Consider the following 22,285-nt stretch of genomic DNA (forward strand, 5'->3'; position numbering starts at 1 on the left):
ATGAGCGAAGAGCAAAACGTCGCTGCCGCCGAGGCGCCCGCTGGCCTGCCCAAGCGCTGGTATGTCGTCCATGCCTACTCGGGCATGGAGAAGGCTGTCGAGCGCAACCTGCGTGAGCGCATCGACCGCGCCGCCATGCAGGACAAGTTCGGCCGCATCCTCGTGCCGACCGAAGAAGTCGTCGAGCTGAAGAACGGCAAGAAGGCCGTCACCGAGCGCCGCTTCTTCCCCGGCTACGTGCTGGTCGAGATGTTCATGGACGACGAGTCCTGGCACCTGGTGAAGCACACGTCCAAGGTGACGGGTTTCGTCGGCGGCGCCAAGAACCGCCCGGCCCCGATCTCGGAAGCCGAGGTCATGAAGATCGTCAACCAGATGCAGGAAGGCGTCGAGAAGCCCCGGCCCAAGGTCGAGTGGACGGTCGGCGAGGTCGTGCGCGTCAAGGAAGGCCCCTTCACCGACTTCAACGGCTCGGTCGAGGAAGTCAACTACGACAAGTCCAAGGTCCGTGTCTCGGTCACGATCTTCGGCCGCGCCACGCCGGTGGAGCTGGACTTTGCGCAGGTCGAGAAGGTCTGACGCGCTAGAATTGTGGGCTTTGGTCGGCGCGCCCTGAGCGCTGACCCGTGACCAGTCTGCAACGAGAGGCGGACAAGAGGAGCAAAGGTAAGGGCCTGGATCCCAGATTCAGCCCGAGTCCGATGCGCTAGCACTCAGGTGCCCAGGCTTTGCCGCCCGGGCGCTGGATTGGAGAAAACATGGCAAAGAAGATTGTCGGCTTCATCAAGCTGCAAATTCCGGCCGGCAAGGCTAACCCCTCGCCGCCGGTGGGTCCCGCGCTGGGTCAGCGTGGCCTGAACATCATGGAATTCTGCAAGGCGTTCAACGCCCAGACTTCCGGTGCTGGCTTCGAGCCGGGCATGAAGCTGCCGGTGGTCATCACCGCCTTCGCCGACAAGAGCTTCACCTTCGTGATCAAGTCGCCCCCGGCGACCGTGCTGATCAAGAAGGCTGCCAAGATCGAAAAGGGCTCGCAGCGCCCCCACCTGGACAAGGTCGGCAAGCTGACCCGCGCTCAGCTGGAAGAGATCGCCAAGATCAAGACCAAGGACCTGACGGCTGCGAGCATCGACGCCGCGGTCAAGACCATCGCCGGCTCCGCCCGCTCGATGGGCATCATCGTGGAAGGGGTCTGAACATGGCCAAGCTCACCAAGAAGCAAAAGGCACTGGCTGGCAAGGTCGAGTCGACCAAGCTGTACGGCCTGACGGAAGCCCTGGACCTGGTCAAGAGCCTGGCCACCGCCAAGTTCGATGAGTCCATCGACGTCGCCGTGCAACTCGGCATCGATGCCAAGAAGTCGGACCAGGTCGTTCGTGGCGCCGTCGTGCTGCCCAACGGCACCGGCAAGACCAAGCGCGTCGCCGTGTTCGCCCAAGGTGCCAAGGCTGAAGAAGCCCGTGCCGCCGGCGCCGACGTCGTCGGCATGGAAGACCTGGCCGAGCGCGTCAAGGCGGGCGACATGCCCTTCGACGTGGTCATCGCCTCGCCGGACACGATGCGTGTCGTCGGTACGCTGGGTCAGATCCTGGGCCCGCGCGGCCTGATGCCGAACCCCAAGGTCGGCACCGTCACGCCCGACGTCGCCACCGCCGTCAAGAACGCCAAGGCTGGCCAGGTCCAGTTCCGCGTCGACAAGGCCGGCATCATCCACGGCACCCTCGGCCGTCGCTCGTTCGACACCGACAAGCTGGAAGGCAACCTGCGCGCGCTGATCGAAGCTCTGAACAAGAGCAAGCCGGCGTCGAGCAAGGGCATCTACCTGCGCAAGGTCGCCGTGTCCTCGACGATGGGCGTTGGCGCCCGCGTCGAAATCGCTTCGATCAACGCCCAGGCCACCGCGGCCTGAGTGACGCCCCGGCCCTTGCGGCCTGGGTAATGAATCTGCGCGGGGCGAGTCTGGCCCCGGGCAACAAAGATTGGTGGGGCGCTGCTTTCGGTTTGCCGAAGGTGGCGCGTCATCCAAGACCGTTGGTGGAGACCCCTTAAATCGACATTGCCGATCCGTCGGTGATGAAGAACCAACGCAGATGGCGGTCCCGCTGACAGGAATCCTGTTCCTGACAGATGGTCGCTGAATCCCTGGCGCTCTCGAAGCCGCAAGGCCGAGGGAGCAAATGTGAGGAGTAGACCTTGAGTCTCAATCGCAACGAGAAGGCAGCCGTTGTCTCCGACGTCGCAGCGCAAGCAGCGAAGTCGCAGACCCTGGCGTTGGCCGAGTACCGTGGCCTCACCGTGGAAGCCTTGAACAAGCTGCGCGTCGATGCGCGTGCCAAGGGTGTCTATCTTCACGTGCTGAAGAACACCCTGGCCCGTCGCGCCGTCGCTGGCACCCCGTTCGAAGCTGCTGCGGAGAGCATGGTCGGCCCGCTGATCTACGGCTTTTCGGAAGACGCTGTCGCGGCTGCCAAAGTCATCGCTGACTTTGCCAAGACCAACGACAAGCTCGTCATCAAGGGTGGTGCCTACGGTGGCAAGGCTCTGGACGTCAATGGCGTGAAGGCTCTGGCCTCCGTCCCGTCCAAGGAAGTCCTGCTGTCGCAGATCGCCGGCCTGCTGCTGTCGCCGGTGCAACGCACCGCGGCCGTGCTGGCTGCCCTGGCTGCAAAGCGTGGCGAAGGCGCCGCTTCTACGGAAGCTGCTGCTGAAGAAGCCCCGGCCGCGGCCTGATCGACGAACAACGCGTATCCACGCAACCCATCTGTTATTTAGGAACACATCATGGCATTCGATAAAGACGCTTTCCTGACCGCCCTGGACAGCATGTCCGTTCTGGAACTGAACGACCTGGTCAAGGCAATTGAAGAGAAGTTCGGCGTGTCCGCCGCTTCGATGGCTGCTCCGGCCGCCGGTGGCGCTGCTGGCGGCGCTGCTGCCGCTGCTGAAGAGAAGACCGAGTTCAACGTCGTCCTGACGGACGCCGGTGCCCAGAAGGTCGGCGTCATCAAGGCCGTGCGCGAAATCACCGGCCTGGGTCTGAAGGAAGCCAAGGACCTGGTCGACGGCGCTCCGAAGAACGTCAAGGAAGGCATCTCCAAGGCCGACGCCGAAGCCGCTGTCAAGAAGCTGGTCGAAGCCGGCGCCAAGGCCGAGATGAAGTAATCAAGTCGACGGGCCTGTCCCGTCGATCGAATCCGGTTCGCTGGATTCAAGAAAAGGGGTGGCCGTCAGGCTTCCCCTTTTTCGTCTTTGCGGGCTTGCCCCGCAGAGAACAGCTGAAAGAACCGTGCGCTGTATGATGCGCGGTTCTTTCACGTGTTCTCTGATCCGACTGCAGAGAACCAGTTTGGTCGGACTCCGGTGCAATGCCGGGGTTGTCCGCCAGCGGTTGGTAGTGGCCAACCACCAAGCTAGGCAGCCGCCCGTCCCGGGCGCGCGAGCCAGCCAGTCGCCGACGCGGTGCGTCCCACGGCCGGGGATGCACTCGACACGGAGTGTTTATGGCGCAAGCAACCCCCTACAGCTACACCGAGCGCAAGCGGATCCGCAAGAGCTTCGGCAAGCGCGAGAGCGTTCTCAACGTTCCTTACCTGCTCACCATGCAGAAGGACAGCTACGTGGCCTTCCTGCAGAAGGACGTGGCCCCCGCCAAGCGCAAGCCCGAAGGCTTGCAGGCGGCTTTCCTCTCGGCGTTCCCGATTGTTTCGCACAACGGTTTCGTCGAGATGAAGTTCCTCGAGTTCAACATCGCCAAGCCGCCGTTTGACACGCGTGAGTGCCAGCAGCGTGGGTTGACCTATGCAGCCGCCGTGCGCGCGCGCCTGCAGATGATCATCTATGACCGTGAGTCGCCCCAGGCGAAGACGGTCAAGGAAATCAAGGAGCAAGAGGTCTACATGGGCGAAGTGCCCCTGATGACCGACTACGGCTCCTTCATCGTCAACGGTACCGAGCGCGTCATCGTGTCGCAGCTGCACCGTTCGCCGGGCGTGTTCTTCGAACACGACAAGGGCAAGACGCACTCGTCGGGCAAGCTGCTGTTCAGCGCCCGCATCATTCCCTACCGTGGTTCCTGGCTGGACTTCGAGTTCGACCCGAAGGACATCCTGTACTTCCGCGTCGACCGCCGTCGCAAGATGCCGGTCACGATCCTGCTGAAGGCCATCGGCCTGAACCCCGAGCAGATCCTGGCCCACTTCTTCGTGTTCGACAACTTCCGCCTGATGGACGTTGGCGCGCAGCTCGAATTCGTCGCCGACCGCCTGAAGGGTGAAGTCGCCCGCTTCGACATCGTCGACAAGAGCGGCGCCGTCATCGTCGAGAAGGACAAGCGCATCACCGCCCGTCACGTGCGCCAGCTGGAGCAGTCCGGCACGCAGCACATCTCTGTGCCGGAAGACTTCCTGGTCGGCCGTGTGCTGGCCAAGAACATGATCGACGCCGACACCGGCGAGATCATCGCCCGCGCCAACGACGAGCTGACCGATGCGCTGCTGAAGAAGCTGCGCGCCGCCGGCGTCAAGGAAGTCCAGTGCCTGTTCACGAACGAGCTGGACGAAGGCGCCTACATCTCGCAGACGCTGGCGTCCGACGAGACCGAGACGCAGCTGGCTGCCCGTGTCGCCATCTACCGCATGATGCGCCCCGGCGAGCCGCCGACGGAAGACGCCGTCGAAGCGCTGTTCAACCGCCTGTTCTACAGCACCGACACGTACGACCTGAGCCGTGTCGGCCGCATGAAGTTCAACGCGCGTGTCGGCCGTGACACGCCCGAAGGCAACATGAACCTGTCCAACGAGGACATCCTTGACGTCGTCAAGATCCTCGTCGAGCTGCGCAATGGCCGCGGCGAAGTGGACGACATCGACCACCTGGGCAACCGTCGCGTGCGTTGCGTGGGCGAACTGGCCGAAAACCAGTACCGCTCGGGCCTCGCCCGTATCGAGAAGGCCGTCAAGGAACGTCTGGGCCAGGCCGAGACCGAAGCCCTGATGCCGCACGACCTGATCAACTCCAAGCCGATCTCCGCGGCGCTGAAGGAGTTCTTCGGTGCGTCGCAGCTGTCGCAGTTCATGGACCAGACCAACCCGCTGTCGGAAATCACGCACAAGCGTCGCGTTTCCGCCCTGGGCCCGGGCGGTCTGACCCGCGAGCGCGCCGGCTTCGAGGTGCGCGACGTGCACCCGACCCACTACGGCCGCGTCTGCCCGATCGAAACGCCGGAAGGCCCGAACATCGGCCTGATCAACTCGCTGGCGCTGTTTGCTCAGCTCAACGAGTACGGCTTCCTGGAGACGCCGTACCGCCGCGTCGTTGACGGCCACGTCACCGATCAGATCGACTACCTGTCCGCCATCGAGGAAGGCAAGTACGTCATCGCCCAGGCCAATGCGACGCTGAACGCCAGCGGCCAGCTGACCGACGAACTGGTGTCTGCCCGTGAAAACGGCGAATCGGTGCTGACGTCTCCCGAGCGCATCCAGTACATGGACGTGGCGCCGACGCAGATCGTGTCGGTCGCGGCTTCGCTGGTGCCGTTCCTGGAGCACGACGACGCGAACCGCGCGCTGATGGGCGCCAACATGCAGCGCCAGGCCGTGCCGGTGCTGCGCCCCGAGAAGGCTTTCGTGGGTACGGGCGTCGAGCGCGTCGCCGCGAAGGACTCGGGCACCGTGGTGGCCGCACGTCGTGGTGGTGTCGTCGACTACGTCGACACGAACCGCATCGTGATCCGCGTGAACGATGACGAGACGGTGGCCGGTGAGGTCGGTGTCGACATCTACAACCTGATCAAGTACCAGCGTTCCAACCAGAACACCAACATCCACCAGCGCCCGATCGTGCGCCGTGGCGACAAGGTGGCGGCCGAGGACATCATTGCCGACGGCGCGTCCACCGACATCGGTGAACTGGCCCTGGGCCAGAACATGCTGGTCGCGTTCATGCCGTGGAACGGCTACAACTTCGAAGACTCGATCCTGATCTCGGAACGCGTCATCGCCGAAGACCGCTACACCTCGATCCACATCGAGGAACTGGTCGTCAACGCGCGTGACACCAAGCTGGGTTCGGAAGAAATCACCCGCGACATTCCCAACCTCTCCGAGCAGCAACTGGGCCGCCTGGACGAGTCGGGCATCGTCTACATCGGTGCCGAAGTGAACCCGGGCGACGTGCTGGTCGGCAAGGTCACGCCGAAGGGCGAGACGACGCTGACGCCGGAAGAGAAGCTGCTGCGCGCGATCTTCGGCGAGAAGGCTTCGGACGTGAAGGACACGTCGCTGCGTGTCGACCAGGGCACCAGCGGCACCGTCATCGACGTGCAGGTCTTCACCCGTGAAGGCATCCAGCGCGACAAGCGCGCCCAGCAGATCATCGACGACGAGCTGAAGCGCTACCGCCTGGACCTGAACGACCAGCTGCGCATCGTCGAGAGCGACGCCTTCGACCGTATCGAGAAGCTGCTGGTCGGCCGCGTTGCCAACGGCGGCCCGCAGAAGATCGCCAAGGGCACCGTCATCACCAAGGACTACCTCGCCTCCGTCGAGAAGTTCCACTGGTTCGACGTGCGTCCGGCCGAGGAAGAGGTCGCCAACCAGCTCGAGTCCATCAAGAACGCGCTGGACCAGACCCGCCACAGCTTCGACCTGTCCTTCGAAGAGAAGCGCAAGAAGCTGACGCAGGGCGACGAGCTGCCCGCCGGCGTGCTGAAGATGGTCAAGGTCTACCTGGCCGTCAAGCGTCGCCTGCAGCCTGGCGACAAGATGGCCGGCCGTCACGGCAACAAGGGTGTGGTGTCCAAGGTCACGCCGATCGAAGACATGCCCTACATGGCCGACGGCACGCCCGCCGACATCGTGCTGAACCCGCTGGGCGTCCCGTCGCGGATGAACGTGGGCCAGGTGCTGGAAGTGCACTTGGGCTGGGCCGGCAAGGGCATCGGCCAGCGCATCGGCGACATGCTGCAGCAGCACTCCAAGGTGGCCGAGCTGCGCAAGCTGTTCGACCAGCTCTACAACCAGAGCGGCGGCAAGACCGAGAACATCGACGAGCTGTCCGACACGGAAGTGCTGGAGATGGCCGAGAACCTCGCCAAGGGCGTGCCCTTTGCGACGCCGGTGTTCGACGGTGCCAAGGAAGAAGAAATCCGCGGCATGCTGAAGCTGGCCTACCCGGACGACATCGCCGCCAAGAAGGGCCTGACCGAGACGCGCACCCAGGCCTGGCTGTGCGACGGCCGCACCGGCGAGCAGTTCGAGCGCCCGGTCACGGTCGGCTACATGCACGTGCTGAAGCTGCACCACTTGGTGGACGACAAGATGCACGCCCGTTCGACCGGCCCGTACTCGCTGGTCACGCAGCAACCGCTGGGCGGCAAGGCCCAGTTCGGCGGCCAGCGTTTCGGCGAAATGGAAGTCTGGGCGCTGGAAGCCTATGGCGCGTCGTACATCCTGCAGGAAATGCTGACGGTCAAGTCCGACGACGTGAACGGCCGCACCAAGGTGTACGAGTCGATCGTCAAGGGCGAACACGCCATCGAAGCGGGCATGCCCGAATCGTTCAATGTGCTGGTCAAGGAAATCCGCTCCTTGGGCATCGACATTGAACTGGAACGCAATTAAGGAGCAGATGCATGAAGGGACTACTCGACCTTTTCAAGCAATTCACCCCCGATGAGCATTTCGATGCCATCAAGATCGGCCTGGCTTCCCCGGAGAAGATCCGCAGCTGGTCGTTCGGCGAGGTGAAGAAGCCCGAGACCATCAACTACCGCACCTTCAAGCCCGAGCGCGACGGCCTGTTCTGCGCCAAGATCTTTGGCCCGATCAAGGACTACGAGTGCCTGTGCGGCAAGTACAAGCGCCTGAAGCACCGCGGCGTCATCTGCGAGAAGTGCGGCGTTGAAGTCACGCAGACCAAGGTTCGCCGTGACCGCATGGGTCACATCGACCTGGCGGCGCCCTGCGCGCACATCTGGTTCCTGAAGTCGCTGCCCAGCCGTCTGGGCCTCGTGCTCGACATGACGCTGCGCGACATCGAACGCGTGCTGTACTTCGAGGCATATGTCGTCGTCGACAGCGGCATGACGCCGCTGAAGAAGTTCTCGATCATGAGCGAGGACGACTACGACGCGAAGCGCCTGGAGTACGGTGACGAGTTCATCGCGCTGATGGGTGCCGAGGGCGTCAAGAAGCTGCTGGAGGACATGGATCTCGACATCGAGATCGACAAGCTCCGCAACGACATGACCGGCTCGGAGCTCAAGGTCAAGAAGAACTCCAAGCGCCTCAAGGTCATGGAGGCCTTCAAGAAGTCCGGCATCAAGCCGAACTGGATGGTCATGGACGTGCTGCCCGTGCTGCCGCCGGACCTGCGTCCGCTGGTGCCGCTGGACGGCGGCCGCTTCGCGACCTCCGACCTGAACGACCTCTACCGTCGCGTCATCAACCGCAACAACCGCCTGGCCCGTCTGCTGGAGCTGAAGGCCCCTGAGATCATCGTGCGCAACGAAAAGCGCATGCTGCAGGAAGCCGTCGACTCGCTGCTGGACAACGGCCGCCGCGGCAAGGCGATGACCGGCGCGAACAAGCGTGCCCTCAAGTCGCTGGCCGACATGATCAAGGGCAAGAGCGGTCGCTTCCGTCAGAACTTGCTGGGCAAGCGCGTCGACTACTCCGGTCGTTCCGTCATTACCGTGGGCCCGACGCTCAAGCTGCACCAGTGCGGCCTGCCCAAGCTGATGGCGCTCGAACTCTTCAAGCCCTTCATCTTCAGCCGTCTCGAAGCCATGGGCATCGCGACGACGATCAAGGCTGCGAAGAAGGAAGTCGAATCCGGCACGCCGGTGGTCTGGGACATCCTTGAAGAAGTCATCAAGGAACACCCGGTCCTGCTGAACCGCGCCCCGACGCTGCACCGCCTCGGCATCCAGGCCTTCGAGCCCGTGCTGATCGAAGGCAAGGCCATCCAGCTGCACCCGCTCGTCTGCTCGGCCTTCAACGCCGACTTCGACGGTGACCAGATGGCCGTCCACGTGCCGCTGTCGATCGAAGCGCAGATGGAAGCCCGCACGCTGATGCTGGCCTCCAACAACGTGCTGTTCCCCGCGTCCGGCGAACCGTCCATCGTCCCGTCGCAAGACGTGGTGCTGGGTCTGTACTACGCCACCCGCGAGCGCACCAACGGCAAGGGCGAAGGCCTGATCTTCTCGGACATCCCCGAGATCATCCGCGCGCTGGAAAACGGCGCCGTGGAAATCACCGCCAAGATCAGCGTGCGCCTGACCGAGTGGACCAAGAACAAGGAAACGGGCGAATTCGAGCCCGAGACCAAGCTCGTGGACACCACCGTCGGCCGTGCCCTGCTGTCCGAGATCCTGCCCAAGGGCCTGCCGTTCTCGAACATCAACAAGGCGCTGAAGAAGAAGGAAATCTCGCGTCTCATCAACACGAGCTTCCGCAAGTGCGGCCTGAAGGAAACCGTTGTGCTGGCCGACAAGCTGCTGCAAAGCGGCTTCAAGCTCGCCACGCGCGCCGGCATCTCGATCGCCATCGACGACATGCTGGTGCCCGCGCAGAAGCACACGCTGATCGAGCGCGCCGAGAGCGAGGTCAAGGAGATCGAGCAGCAGTACGTCTCGGGTCTTGTGACCGCCGGCGAGCGCTACAACAAGGTGGTGGACATCTGGGGCAAGGCCGGTGACGAAATCGGCAAGAAGATGATGGAGCACCTGAAGGTCGAGAAGACGATCGATCGCCACGGCAAGACCGTCGATCAGGAGTCGTTCAACTCGATCTACATGATGGCCGACTCGGGCGCGCGGGGTTCCGCCGCCCAGATCCGCCAGCTGGCCGGCATGCGGGGCCTGATGGCCAAGCCTGACGGCTCCATCATCGAGACGCCCATCACGGCGAACTTCCGTGAAGGCCTGAACGTTCTGCAGTACTTCATCTCCACCCACGGCGCCCGTAAGGGCCTGGCGGACACGGCGCTGAAGACCGCGAACTCCGGCTACCTGACGCGTCGTCTGGTCGACGTGACGCAGGATCTGGTCGTCACCGAGGAAGACTGCGGTACCGACAACGGCATGGCCATGCGCGCGCTGGTCGAAGGCGGTGAAGTCATCGAATCGCTGCGTGACCGCGTCCTCGGCCGCGTCACCGCGATCGACGTCGTGCACCCCGAGACGCAGGCCCCGCTGCTGGGCGCCGGCAAGATGCTGGACGAAGACACGCTGGACGTGCTGGAACAAGCCGGCGTCGACGAGATCAAGGTCCGCACGCCGCTGACCTGCGCCACGCGCTTCGGCCTGTGCGCCAAGTGCTACGGCCGTGACCTCGGCCGCGGCGGTCTGGTCAACACCGGTGAAGCTGTGGGTGTCATCGCCGCGCAGTCCATCGGCGAACCGGGCACGCAGCTGACGATGCGGACCTTCCACATCGGCGGTGCCGCGTCGCGCGCTGCCGTCGCCTCGAGCGTGGAAGCCAAGTCGGACGGCATCATCGGCTTCAACGCCACGATGCGCTACGTCACGAACGGCAAGGGCGAGCTGGTGGTGATTTCCCGCTCCGGCGAGATCGTCATCTCCGACCCGCACGGCCGCGAGCGCGAGCGTCACAAGGTGCCTTACGGCGCGATCCTGAACATCAAGCCCAGCCAGGTCATCAAGGCCGGCCTGGTGCTGGCGAACTGGGACCCGCTGACCCGCCCGATCATCACGGAATTCGCTGGTCAGGCGAAGTTCGAGAACGTCGAGGAAGGCGTGACCGTCGCCAAGCAGGTGGACGAAGTGACCGGCCTGTCGACGCTGGTGGTCATCGACCCGAAGCGCCGTGGTGCGGCCAAGATCATCCGCCCGCAGGTCAAGCTGCTGGATGCGCAAGGCCACGAGGTCAAGATCCCCGGTACCGACCACTCGGTGGCCATCGGCTTCCAGGTCGGCGCGCTGATCCAGATCCGCGACGGCCAGGAACTGCTGCCTGGTGAAGTGCTCGCCCGTATCCCGGTCGAAGGCCAGAAGACCCGTGACATTACCGGCGGTCTGCCGCGTGTGGCCGAGCTCTTCGAAGCCCGTTCGCCCAAGGACGTCGGCGTGCTGGCCGAGCAGACTGGTACCGTGTCGTTCGGCAAGGAGACCAAGGGCAAGATCCGCCTGCAGATCACCGACCCGGACGGCAAGGCCCACGAGGAACTCGTGCCCAAGGAAAAGAACATCCTGGTGCACGAAGGCCAGGTGGTCAACCGCGGCGAACTGATCGTCGACGGCGCTGCAGACCCGCAGGACATCCTGCGCCTGCTGGGCATCGAGGAACTGGCGCGCTACATCGTCGACGAAGTCCAGGACGTGTACCGACTCCAGGGCGTGAAGATCAACGACAAGCACATCGAGGTGATCGTTCGCCAGATGCTGCGTCGCGTGGTCATCACCAACCCGGGTGACACGCACTACATCCTGAACGAGCAGGTCGAGCGCTCGGAGCTGCTGGACACCAACGACCGCATGCGCAAGGAAGGCAAGCTGATTGCCACCCATGCCGACGTGCTGCTGGGCATCACCAAGGCCTCGCTGTCGACGGACTCCTTCATCTCGGCCGCTTCCTTCCAGGAAACGACCCGCGTGCTCACCGAGGCTGCCATCATGGGCAAGCGCGACGAGCTGCGTGGCCTGAAGGAAAACGTCATCGTCGGCCGTCTGATCCCGGCCGGTACCGGCATGGCCTTCCACGACGCCCGTCGTGCCAAGGAAGCCATGGACGACGCCGAGCGCCGCGCCATCGCCCTGCAGGAAGCCGAGGAACTGGCTGCTGCGCAGATGGCGGACGTCGACGCCGGCCACGCGGCCGAATAAGCCACGGCGCCTCGCCCCTCAAGCCGCCCCGGCCTTGGCCGCGGGCGGCTTTTTCATGCGCGCGCCAGCCGCATGCCGACGGGGGGCGTCCCGCAGAAAGGGGACGGTCATCCCCAGGGTTGTGTAGGTCCACCCCATCAGTTTTTGCCGGTCGGTCATGAGCTTCTGGCTAACATCATTGAAGGCCGGCTCGTTGCGTTCTGTTTCTGGTATCGGCCGGCAAACAACGGACAAATGCGATGAAAAAAGCATGGCGCGGATGGCAGGGGGCGGGGCTGGTGTGGGCGTTGTCGGCGGCGGGCGTGCTGGCCGCGGGGCGCGTCCAGGCCGCCGATGGCGCACCCGTCTCGACACCCCCCGTCGTGCCACGGGCGACCGACCTGGCGCCCAAGCCGGCACCGCAGACCCAGGAGGCCGCGCTGCCCGAGCGGGCCGTCTCGCCTGAACTGCAGAAGCCCGAGGACGAGATCGTCCTGGACGTCACCGCCTACCGGCTGCCCGCCACGGCGCCCGAGAAGCTGCGCCAGGCGCTCGCCGCCATCACGGCGCCCTACGTCGGCAAGGGCAAGACCTGGGAAGACCTCGTCAACGCCAAGGACGCCGTGGCGCGCTACCTGCAAAGCGAGCTGGGCTACTACCTCGGCTACGCCTACATCCCGGCGCAGAAGGCCGCTGACGGCATCATCGACATCGCCATCCTGGAAGGCCGGCTGGACCGGGTCAGGCTGGTGTGGGGTGACAACCTCGCCATCGACCGCAGCATCGTCGAGGGCTACCTCGCGCAGCTGAAGCCGGGCGCCATCCTGACCGTGGCCGAGGTCGAGCGCGTGGTGTTCCTCGTCAATGACCTGCGCGGCGTCAATGCCCGCTTCGAGATCGAGCCCGGCGGCCAGCCCGGCACGGCCAACGTCATCGTGCGCGTGCAGCCCGAGCAGCGTTTCCAGTACCGCGTCGACGCCGACATCAACGGCTCCCGCTTCATCGGCCAGGAGCGGCTGGGCGTGCAGATGCTGATCGGCAACCCGCTGGGCAAGGGCGACAGCCTCTCGCTGAGCGCGCTGACCTCCTACAACAGCGGCATGCGCTTCTTCCTGGCGGGCTACAACCTGCCGGTGGGCGTCAGCGGCCTGCGGCTGGGCGGCGCGGTGTCCGCTGTGCGCTACGAGCTGGACCGCGAGGCCTTCCCCATCGGCCGGCACGGCACGGCGCTCAACGCCAACCTGTTCGGCCTCTACCCGGTCATCCGCTCCCGCAACCTCAACCTCTACGGCCTGCTGGCCTTCGACGAGAAGCGCTACGACGACCGCGAGGACGCGTCGCAGTCCAAGACCAAGAAGACCGTGCGCAGCCTGGGCCTGGCCTTCAACGGCGACGTGCGCGACAACCTGATGGGCGGCGGCGTCAACAGCTACGACGTGGGCGTCTCGGGCGGCTCGGTCAGCTATGACGGCGGCCGGCCGTCGGGCCTGCTGGACGCACCGAACTACACCAAGGTCAACGGCTCGTTCGCGCGCATCCAGAACGTGCTGACCGGCAACCTGCTGGGCTACGTGAGCTTGCGCGGCCAGTACGCCTTCAAGAACCTCGACACCACCGAGCAGTTCCGCCTTGGCGGCCCCGACGGCGTGCGTGCGTTCGCCAACGGCGAGGGCACTGGCGACGCCGGCTTCATCGTCACGGCCGAGTTGCGCGCCCCGCTGCCGGCCTCGGTGTTCGGCCGCTGGGGCCGTGAGACGGTCGTCGCGCTGTTCTACGACCACGGCACCATCTACTACCGGCACGACCGCGACCAGGACACCACGCTGGCCGGCCTCGAGAACCGGGCCCGCTACGCCGGCTACGGCGTGTCGATCGCTTGGTCGCGCCCGGGCGCCTATGCGCTGCGCGCCAGCCTGGCGTCGCCCACCATCGGCGAGCCCAAGAGCGACACCCGCAAGCCCAACCCGCGCGCCTACCTGCAGTTCAGCGCGTTCTTCTGAGCCGGCGCGGGCCGCCGTGCCCGCCACCAGAGTGCCTTTCAGGTCCCCGCCCACCCGGGGGCCGCAGCGAGATCCAAGGGACAGTCATGCAAGCCAGCCGCAACACCTCCGCCCAGCCGCTCACGCGCCACTACCTGACGGTGACGCCCATCTGCCTCGCCTGCCTGCTGGCCACCGGCGGCAGCCAGGTGGCCGTGGCGCTGCCCGAGGGCGCCAAGGTCACGCAGGGCACGGCCCAGATCACGCAGCCGGCCGGCAACAAGATGGAGATCCGCCAGGGCACGGACCGCGCCAGCATCGACTGGAACAGCTTCTCCATCGGCACCAACGAGAGCCTGCGCGTGCTGCAGCCGTCCAGCAGCTCGGTGCTGGTGAACCGCGTGACCGGCTCCGACCCCAGCCAGATCTTCGGCCGCCTGGATGCCAACGGCCGCGTGTTCCTGACCAACCCGCGCGGCATCGTGTTCGGCCGGGATGCGCAGGTCGACGTGGGCGGCCTGCTGGCCACCACGATGTCCATCACCGCCGACCCGTTCAACCCGGGCCGCTACGCGCTCAGCGGCGGTGACACCCAGCCCGGCGAGATCGTCGTGGACGGCCAGATCCGTTCCTCCGGCACGGTCGCCTTCGCCGGGCCGCAGATCAGCCTGAACGGCGTCATCGACGCCAAGCGCATCGCCGCCGCGGCGGCCAACCAGGTGCAGATCGACGTGGACGGCGACGGCCTCGTGTTCTTCAACCCGCGCAACGACGAGGGGCTGCAGGCCCGGCTGAAGGTGCTGGGCCGCCTGCAGGCCGACGGCGGCGTGGTGGACCTGCGCGCCGCGGCGCGGGCGGGGATTGCGGACACGGTGCTGAACGTGGACGGCATCGTGCAGGCCAAGTCCGTCGGCGCCGTGGTCGGCCAGGTCGTGGTCGACGGTGGTTCGCAGGGCGGGGTGCTGATCAGCGGCCAGATCAACGTCAGCGGCGCGCAGGCGGGCGAGCGTGGTGGCTCGGTCCAGGTCTATGGCGAAGGCGTCGGCCTGGTGGGGCAGGGCCGCATCGACGCCAGCGGCGCAGCTGGCGGCGGCACGGTGCTCTTCGGTGGCGACTACCTGGGCAGTGGTGCGCATGAGACCGCGCGGCGCGCGTTCGTGGGGGAGGACGCGTCGATCACGGCCAGTGCGACGGGCAAGGGCGATGGCGGCAAGGTCATCGTGTGGTCGGAGGAGGCCACCCGGTTCTTCGGGCAGGCCACGGCGGATGCCACGGCCGCGGGCGGCAACGGCGGCTTCATCGAGGTGTCGGGCAAGGACTACCTGGACTTCCGGGGGCAGTTCAGCGCGCTGGCCCCGGCAGGGCGTGCGGGTTCTCTGCTGCTGGACCCGGACACGGTCAACATCAGCAACGCGGCCAACGCCAACCTGGCCGGCGGCAACAGCAACCCGACACAGCCGTTCGAGAGCAGCAACAACAACACGGCCAACCTCTCCTGGGCCACCATCGGCAACGCGCTCAACGGCGGCAACGTGATCGTGAGATCCACGGGTGCCGGTGCCAACGCCGGCTCCGTCAACGTGACGGCGAACAGCGACGCCATCGCCGGCACGGTGAGCTTCTCTGCGAATCGCACGCTGACGTTCAATTCGGTCAGCGACATCAGCGTCGGCGGCAACATCCGCAACGAAGGCAGCGGTGCGCTGGACGTCTTCTTCAACGCACCCAGCGGCGCCATCACGCACTCGGCCGGCACGATCACCGCACGTGACCTGACGACGACGTCGAGCGGGGCCACCACGCTCGGCCCCCTCAGCCTGTCGCGCGACCTCAGCGTCACGAGCGGGGGCGACATTGCGCAGTCAGGCGCCTGGTCCGTCACGGGGGGCGCATCGCTCAGGATAGACACCAACACCAACCGCGACATTCTTCTCGCGACGCGGGACAACAACATTGCCGGCGCGGTCACCGTCTCCTCCGTGGGCGGCGGCAGCGTCCGTGACTTCGGCCTGAGGAATGTCAACGCGACGGCCAGCGTGCCCACGTTGCCGGCCTCGCTGCGTGATCTGGATCTGCAGCTGACCAACACCTCGCTCCAGTTGCCGGCGCTGACGCTGACGCGAGACCTGAACGTCGAGGCGGGCGGGGCCATCACGCAGGCGGCCGGCACGCTGTCGGTGGCAGGCGCGACGACGCTGACGTCCAACACCGCGACGATCAATGTGACGCTGGCCAATGCCAACAACGAGCTCAACGGCGTGACGTTGCTGGGCGCCAACGGCGGCAAGTTCGGCGCGGTGTCGCTGAACGACAAGGACACGGGCGCCAACGGCCTGAGCGTGGGCGGCACGGGCACGACGGCGGCGGACACCGACCTGACCGTCACCGCCGGCGGTGTGCTGGGCTTCACCGGCGGCAGCCTGAAGAGCCTGAGCGTCACAGCGCGTGGTGCGGTCGGTCAGTCGGCCCCCATCACTGTCGCCGGGTTGACCAGCGTGACCGCAGAGTCGGCCACGATCAATGTGGGGTTGGCGAGCGGCAACAACGAGCTCAACGGCGTGGCGCTGCTGAGCAGCGGCGGCGGCAAGTTCGGCACCGTCACGGTGAACGACAAGGACACGGCCGCCAACGGCCTGAGCGTGGGCGGCGCGGGCACGACGGCGGCGGACACCGACCTGACCGTCACCGCCGGCGGCGCGCTGGCCTTCAGCGGCGGCAGCCTCAAGAGCCTGGACGCAACCGCCAAGAGCGACATCACGCAGACCGGCGCGCTGGTCGTCGCGAACGCAGCGGCGTTCAAGATGGACACGGGCACCGGCAAGGACATCCTGCTGGCCAGCCAGAACAACGACTTCCAGGGCACGGTCACGGTGACCACGCCCAACGGCGGCACGCTGCGCGACTTCGGCTTCAAGAGCATCAACGCCGGCGCCACGGCGCCGACGCTGCCGGCCGTCACACTGCGCAACCTGGACCTGCGGCTGACCAACGCCGCGGTGCTGGTGCCCGCCGTCACGCTGACGGGCGCCCTCAACGTCGAAGCGGGCGGGGCCATCACGCAGGCGGCCGGCACGCTGTCGGTGGCGGGCACGACGACGCTGACGGCCAACACCGCGACGATCAACGCGACGCTGGCCAACGCCAACAACGAGCTCAACGGCGTGGCGCTACTGAGCAGCGGCGGCGGCAAGTTCGGCACCGTCACGGTGAACGACAAGGACACGGCCGCCAACGGCCTGAGCGTGGGCGGCGCGGGCACGACGGCGGCGGACACCGACCTGACCGTCACCGCCGGCGGCGCGCTGGCCTTCAGCGGCGGCAGCCTCAAGAGCCTGGACGCAACCGCCAAGAGCGACATCACGCAGACCGGCGCGCTGGTCGTCGCGAACGCAGCGGCGTTCAAGATGGACACGGGCACCGGCAAGGACATCCTGCTGGCCAGCCAGAACAACGACTTCCAGGGCACGGTCACGGTGGCCACGCCCAACGGCGGCACGCTGCGCGACTTCGGCTTCAAGAGCATCAACGCCGGCGCCACGGCGCCGACGCTGCCGGCCGTCACACTGCGCAACCTGGACCTGCGGCTGACCAACGCCGCGGTGCTGGTGCCCGCCGTCACGCTGACGGGCGCCCTCAACGTCGAAGCGGGCGGGGCCATCACGCAGGCGGCCGGCACGCTGTCGGTGGCGGGCACGACGACGCTGACGGCCAACACCGCGACGATCAACGCGACGCTGGCCAACGCCAACAACGAGCTCAACGGCGTGACGCTGCTGAGCACCGGCGGCGGCAAGTTTGGCACCGTCACGGTGAACGACAAGGACACGGCTGCCAACGGCCTGAGCGTGGGCGGCGCGGGCACGACGGCGGCGGACACCGACCTGACCGTCACCGCCGGCGGCGCGCTGGCCTTCAGCGGCGGCAGCCTCAAGAGCCTGGACGCAACCGCCAAGAGCGACATCACGCAGACCGGCGCGCTGGTCGTCGCGAACGCAGCGGCGTTCAAGATGGACACGGGCACCGGCAAGGACATCCTGCTGGCTAGCCAGAACAACGACTTCCAGGGCACGGTCACGGTGACCACGCCCAACGGCGGCACGCTGCGCGACTTCGGCTTCAAGAGCATCAACGCGGGCGCCACCGCGCCGACGCTGCCAGCCAGCACGTTGCGCAACCTGGACCTGCGGCTGACCAACGCCGCTGTGGCGCTGCCGGCCGTCACGCTGACGGGCGCCTTGAACGTCGAGGCAGGTGGGGCCATCACGTCCGGCGCACTGTCCGTCGCGGGCACCACGACGCTGACGGCCAACACCGCGACGATCAACGCGACGCTGGCCAACGCCAACAACGAGCTCAACGGCGTGACGCTGCTGAGCAGCGGCGGCGGCAAGTTCGGCACGGTGTCGTTGAACGACAAGGACACGGCTGCCAACGGCCTGAGCGTGGGCGGCGCGGGCACGACGGCGGCGGACACCGACCTGACCGTCACCGCCGGCGGCGCGCTGGCCTTCAGCGGCGGCAGCCTCAAGAGCCTGGACGCCACGGCCAAGGGCGCCATCAGCCAGACGGCCGCGCTGACGGTGGCCAACGCGGCCAGCCTCACGGCGGACACCAACACGCTGACCGTGGCGCTGAACGATGCCAACAACGAGCTCAAGAGCGTGTCGCTGCTGGCCAGCGGGGGCGGCCAGTTCAGCACCGTCACGCTGCGAGACAAGGACACGGCCGCCGATGGCCTCAGCGTGGGCGGCGCCGGCACGACGACGGCCAGCACGGATCTGACGCTGACCGCGGGCGGCACGCTGGCCTTCACCGGCGGCAGCCTGAAGAGCCTGGCCGCCACGGCCAAGGGCGATGTGTCGCAGACTGGCGCGCTGACGGTGGCCAACACCAGTACGCTGACGGCCGACACCAACCTGATCGCGGTGACGCTGGGCAATGCCAACAACGAGTTCGGCAGCGTCGCGCTGCTGCGCACCGGCGGCGGGCGGTTCGGTGCCGTGGCGCTGACCGACAAGGATGCGGCGACCAACGGCCTGACCGTGGGCGGCACGGGCACGACCGCGGCCGACACCGACCTGGTCGTCAACGCGGGCGGCGCGCTGACGCTGTCGGGGGGCAGCCTCAAGACGCTGGCGGTCACCGCCAAGGACAGCATCGACCAGACCGGCGCGTTGACCGTGGCGGGCACGGCCGGGTTCACGATGGATACCGGCGTCGGCAAGGACATCCAGCTGGCCAGCCAGAACAACAACGTGCAGGGCGCGGTCACGTTCGCGACCACGAACGGCGCGACGCTGCGGGATCTGGCGTTCAAGAACGTCAGCGCGACGGCACCGGGCCCGGTCTGGTCGAGCACGCCCGGCCGCAACTTCGAGATCCGTCTGCCGGCCGCGGCCGTGCAGCTGCCCGCCGCCGTGCTGACGGGCAACCTGACCGTCGAGGCGGCTGGCGCCATCACGCAGGCCGCCGGCGTGCTGTCGGTGGCGGGCACCACGGCGCTGACGGCCAACGGCAGCACGATCAGCGCCGTGCTGAACAACGTGGGCAACGAGTTCGGCAGCGTGCAGCTGTTGGGCAGCAGCGGTGGCCGCTTCGGCACGGTCACGCTGAATGACGCGGATGTGGCCAGCAATGGCCTGAGCGTTGGCGGCAGCGGCACCACGACCGCGAACACCGACCTGACGCTGACCGCCGGCGGTGCGCTGACCTTCACGGGCGGCAGCCTGAAGAGCCTGGCGGCCACGGCCAAGGGCGCCGTGGGCCAGACCGGCGCGTTGACGGTGGCGACGACCGCCAGCCTCACCGCCGACACGAACACGCTCAACGTCGTGCTGTCCAACGCCAACAACGAGCTGAACAGCGTGTCGCTGCTCAGCGCCAATGGCGGCAAGTTCGCCACGGTCACGTTGACGGACAAGGACACGGCGGCCAACGGCCTGGCCGTGGGCGGCGCCGGCACGACCGCCGCGGACACCGACCTCACGGTGGGCACCGGCGGCGCCCTGGCGTTCAGCGGCGGCAGCCAGAAGAGCCTCACCGCCACCGCCCGCAGCCACATCACGCAGACGGGGGCGCTCGTCGTCGCCAATGCCACGTCGCTGACCCTGGACACCGGTACCGATAAGGACATCCTGCTGGCAGGGCAGAGCAACGACTTCCAGGGCCCCTTCACGGTGGCTACGGTGAATGGCGCGACGCTGCGCGACTTCGGCTTCAGGAGCATCAATGCCGGCGGCTCCGCGCCGAGCCTGCCGGGCGGCGTGCTGCGCAACCTGGATCTCCGGCTGACGGGGGCGGTGCAGCTGCCTGCCGTGACGCTGACCGGCACGCTGAACGTGGAGGCGGGTGGCGCCATCACGCAGGCGGCCGGCACGCTGTCCGTCGCGGGCGCGACGACGCTGACGTCGACCGCCGGCACCATCAACGTGACGCTGAACGGCGCCAACGACGAGTTTGGCGGCGTGACGCTGGCCAGCACCGGCGGCGGCAAGTTCGGCACGGTGACGCTGAACGACAAGGACACGGCCGCCAACGGCCTGAGCGTCGGCGGCACGGGCACCACGTCGGCCGACACGGATCTGACCGTCAACACCGGCGGCGCCCTGACGCTGACGGGGGGCAGCCTCAAGAGCCTGGCGGCGACGGCCAAGGGCGCCATCGGCCAGACCGGCGCGCTGACGGTGGCGCAGGGCAGCAGCCTGACGGCGGACACCCAGACGATCACGGTCGCGCTCAGCGATGCCAACAACGAGTTGAACGGCGTGTCGCTGCTGGCCAGCGGCGGCGGGCGGTTCGCCGGCGTCACGTTGCGGGACAAGGACACCGCCGCCAACGGCCTGTCGGTGGGCGGCGCGGGCACGACGGCGGCCAACACCGACCTGGTCGTGGCCACCGGCGGCGCGCTCGACTTCACCGGCGGCAGCCTCAAGAGCCTGGGCGCGACGGCCAAGGGCGCCATCACCCAGAGCGGCGCGCTGACGGTGGCCAACGCCGCGCAGCTGACCGCCGACACCAACACCCTCGGCGTGGCGCTCAATCACGCCAACAACGAGTTCAAGAGCGTGACGCTGGTCAGCACGGCCGGCGGCAAGTTCGGCGTGGTGGGCGTGAATGACCGGGACACGGCCGCGGACGGCCTCAGCCTGGGCCTCGCGGCGACGACGCTGGCCGACACCGACCTGACCGTGGTGGCGGGCGGTGCGTTGGGCGTGAGCGGCGCCAACCTCAAGACCTTCACGGCCACCGCCCGGGATCACATCACGCAGACCGGCGCATTGACCGTGTCCGGCGCGGCGGCGTTCACGATCGACACGGCCACCAACAAGGACATCCTGCTCGCCGGCCAGGACAACGATTTCCGCAGCACCGTCTCGTTTGCCGCCACCAACGGCGGTTCCATCCGCGACCTGGGCCTGCGCAGCATCAACGCCGGGGCCAGCGTGCCGACGCTGCCGGCCACGCTGCGCAACCTGGACCTGCAATTCACCGCCACCGGCGTGGACCTGCCAGGCAGCACGCTGAGCGGCGCGCTGAACGTGGTGGCCGGCGGCGCGGTCACGCAGAGCGGCGCGCTGGTCGTTGGCGGCACGACGACGATCAACGCCGGCTCGTCCGCCGTGACGCTGACCCAGGCCGGCAACGACTTCAGCGGCAACGTGGCGGTGACGACGACGGGCGCTGCCAGCGTCCGCGACGCGACGGCGCTGGACGTGAGCTTCACCGGCACCGGGCAGACCACGGCGCAGGCGGGCGGCGCGCTGACGGCCGCGCTGTCGGGCACCGGCGCCACCAGCCTGACGGGCGGCAGCGTGGCCAGCAGCGGCACCAGCGGCGTGCTGACCCTGGCCAGCGCCGGCACGACGGACCTGGGCACCAGCACCGTGACAGGCAATCTCGGCATCACGAGTGCCGGTGCGGTGACGCAGAGCGGCGCCGTGGCGGTGACTGGCACGACCAACGTCAGCGCGGGCGCGGCGAGCGTGACGCTGGCCAATGCGGGCAACGATTTCCAGGGCGCGGTGACGGTGGCCAACACGGGCCTCGCCAGCGTGCGCGACGCCAACGCGCTGACCGCCAGCTTCACCGGCAGCAGCGGCGCCACGGCGCAGGCCGGCGCCGCGCTGGTCGCCAGCTTCACGAACACCGGTGGGGCCACCGCGCTGGCCGCCGGCACGCTGGACGCCACGCTGAGCAACAGCGGCACGACGGCGCTGACCGGCGGTGGCGTGGCCAGCCGCGGTTCGAGCGGCGGGCTGACGATCTCCAGCACGGGCACCACCACGCTGGGCGCCAGCACGGTGGGCGGCAGCCTGGGCGTGGTCGGTACGGGTGACGTCACGCAGACCGGCGACCTGACGGTGGCCGGATCGACCACGGTAGACGCCGGCGCGGCGGCGGTGACGCTGGCGCGCGCGGGCAACGACTTCCAGCAGGCGGTGAGCGTGACGACCACGGGCGCGGCCAGCGTGCGGGATGC

10 protein-coding genes are annotated in these 22,285 nt (G+C 67.2%); 9 read left to right on the plus strand and 1 reads right to left on the minus strand.

Annotated elements, in window-relative coordinates; translation table 11 throughout:
* From nusG to rpoC, 7 genes are all read left to right on the plus strand, one after another.
* Complete coding sequence (gene nusG / locus AC1Q7O_RS23105; protein WP_492661160.1) at positions 1–579, plus strand: transcription termination/antitermination protein NusG; 579 nt, start codon at positions 1–3, stop codon at positions 577–579.
* A gap of 179 nt (positions 580–758) precedes the next feature.
* The gene (rplK, locus tag AC1Q7O_RS23110; RefSeq protein WP_025564481.1) at positions 759–1,196 is read left to right on the plus strand and encodes a 50S ribosomal protein L11; all 438 of its coding nucleotides are present in this window, start codon (positions 759–761) and stop codon (positions 1,194–1,196) included.
* Positions 1,197–1,198: 2 nt separating this feature from the next.
* Positions 1,199–1,909, plus strand: a complete 711-nt coding sequence (gene rplA, locus AC1Q7O_RS23115; RefSeq protein WP_492661161.1) for a 50S ribosomal protein L1 — start codon at positions 1,199–1,201, stop codon at positions 1,907–1,909.
* A gap of 284 nt (positions 1,910–2,193) precedes the next feature.
* Positions 2,194–2,730, plus strand: coding sequence for a 50S ribosomal protein L10 (rplJ, locus tag AC1Q7O_RS23120; RefSeq protein ID WP_492661162.1), 537 nt, complete (start codon positions 2,194–2,196; stop codon positions 2,728–2,730).
* A gap of 51 nt (positions 2,731–2,781) precedes the next feature.
* The gene (gene rplL / locus AC1Q7O_RS23125) at positions 2,782–3,162 is read left to right on the plus strand and encodes a 50S ribosomal protein L7/L12 (RefSeq protein WP_492661163.1); all 381 of its coding nucleotides are present in this window, start codon (positions 2,782–2,784) and stop codon (positions 3,160–3,162) included.
* Between the two features lie 338 nt (positions 3,163–3,500).
* Positions 3,501–7,622 (plus strand): DNA-directed RNA polymerase subunit beta, encoded by a 4,122-nt coding sequence (gene rpoB / locus AC1Q7O_RS23130; RefSeq protein ID WP_492661164.1) that lies wholly within the window; start codon positions 3,501–3,503, stop codon positions 7,620–7,622.
* Positions 7,623–7,633: 11 nt separating this feature from the next.
* A complete protein-coding gene (gene rpoC / locus AC1Q7O_RS23135; protein WP_492661165.1) occupies positions 7,634–11,848 on the plus strand; it encodes a DNA-directed RNA polymerase subunit beta' in 4,215 nt (1,404 codons plus the stop codon).
* 18 nt (positions 11,849–11,866) lie between these two features.
* Here the strand turns inward: rpoC and AC1Q7O_RS23140 are convergent, their stop codons facing one another.
* Complete coding sequence (locus tag AC1Q7O_RS23140; protein ID WP_492661166.1) at positions 11,867–12,100, minus strand: hypothetical protein; 234 nt, start codon at positions 12,098–12,100, stop codon at positions 11,867–11,869.
* Here AC1Q7O_RS23140 and AC1Q7O_RS23145 point away from each other — a divergent pair.
* Together AC1Q7O_RS23145 and AC1Q7O_RS23150 are read left to right on the plus strand one after the other, a co-directional pair.
* A complete protein-coding gene (locus AC1Q7O_RS23145; RefSeq protein ID WP_492661167.1) occupies positions 12,088–13,827 on the plus strand; it encodes a ShlB/FhaC/HecB family hemolysin secretion/activation protein in 1,740 nt (579 codons plus the stop codon). The genes AC1Q7O_RS23140 and AC1Q7O_RS23145 overlap by 13 nt on opposite strands.
* Positions 13,828–13,913: 86 nt before the next feature.
* On the plus strand, positions 13,914–22,285 hold an 8,372-nt coding region (locus AC1Q7O_RS23150), incomplete at its 3' end, for a two-partner secretion domain-containing protein (protein ID WP_492662752.1).

Source organism: Roseateles sp. GW823-FHT07B05, assembly GCF_058794515.1.

Coding starts and splice junctions, on each gene's coding strand:
- nusG (WP_492661160.1), top strand. CDS start 1: ATGAGCGAAGAGCAAAACGTCGCTGCCGCCGAGGCGCCCGCTGGCCTG.
- rplK (WP_025564481.1), top strand. CDS start 759: ATGGCAAAGAAGATTGTCGGCTTCATCAAGCTGCAAATTCCGGCCGGC.
- rplA (WP_492661161.1), top strand. CDS start 1,199: ATGGCCAAGCTCACCAAGAAGCAAAAGGCACTGGCTGGCAAGGTCGAG.
- rplL (WP_492661163.1), top strand. CDS start 2,782: ATGGCATTCGATAAAGACGCTTTCCTGACCGCCCTGGACAGCATGTCC.
- rpoB (WP_492661164.1), top strand. CDS start 3,501: ATGGCGCAAGCAACCCCCTACAGCTACACCGAGCGCAAGCGGATCCGC.
- rpoC (WP_492661165.1), top strand. CDS start 7,634: ATGAAGGGACTACTCGACCTTTTCAAGCAATTCACCCCCGATGAGCAT.
- AC1Q7O_RS23145 (WP_492661167.1), top strand. CDS start 12,088: ATGAAAAAAGCATGGCGCGGATGGCAGGGGGCGGGGCTGGTGTGGGCG.
- AC1Q7O_RS23140 (WP_492661166.1), bottom strand. CDS start 12,100: ATGCTTTTTTCATCGCATTTGTCCGTTGTTTGCCGGCCGATACCAGAA.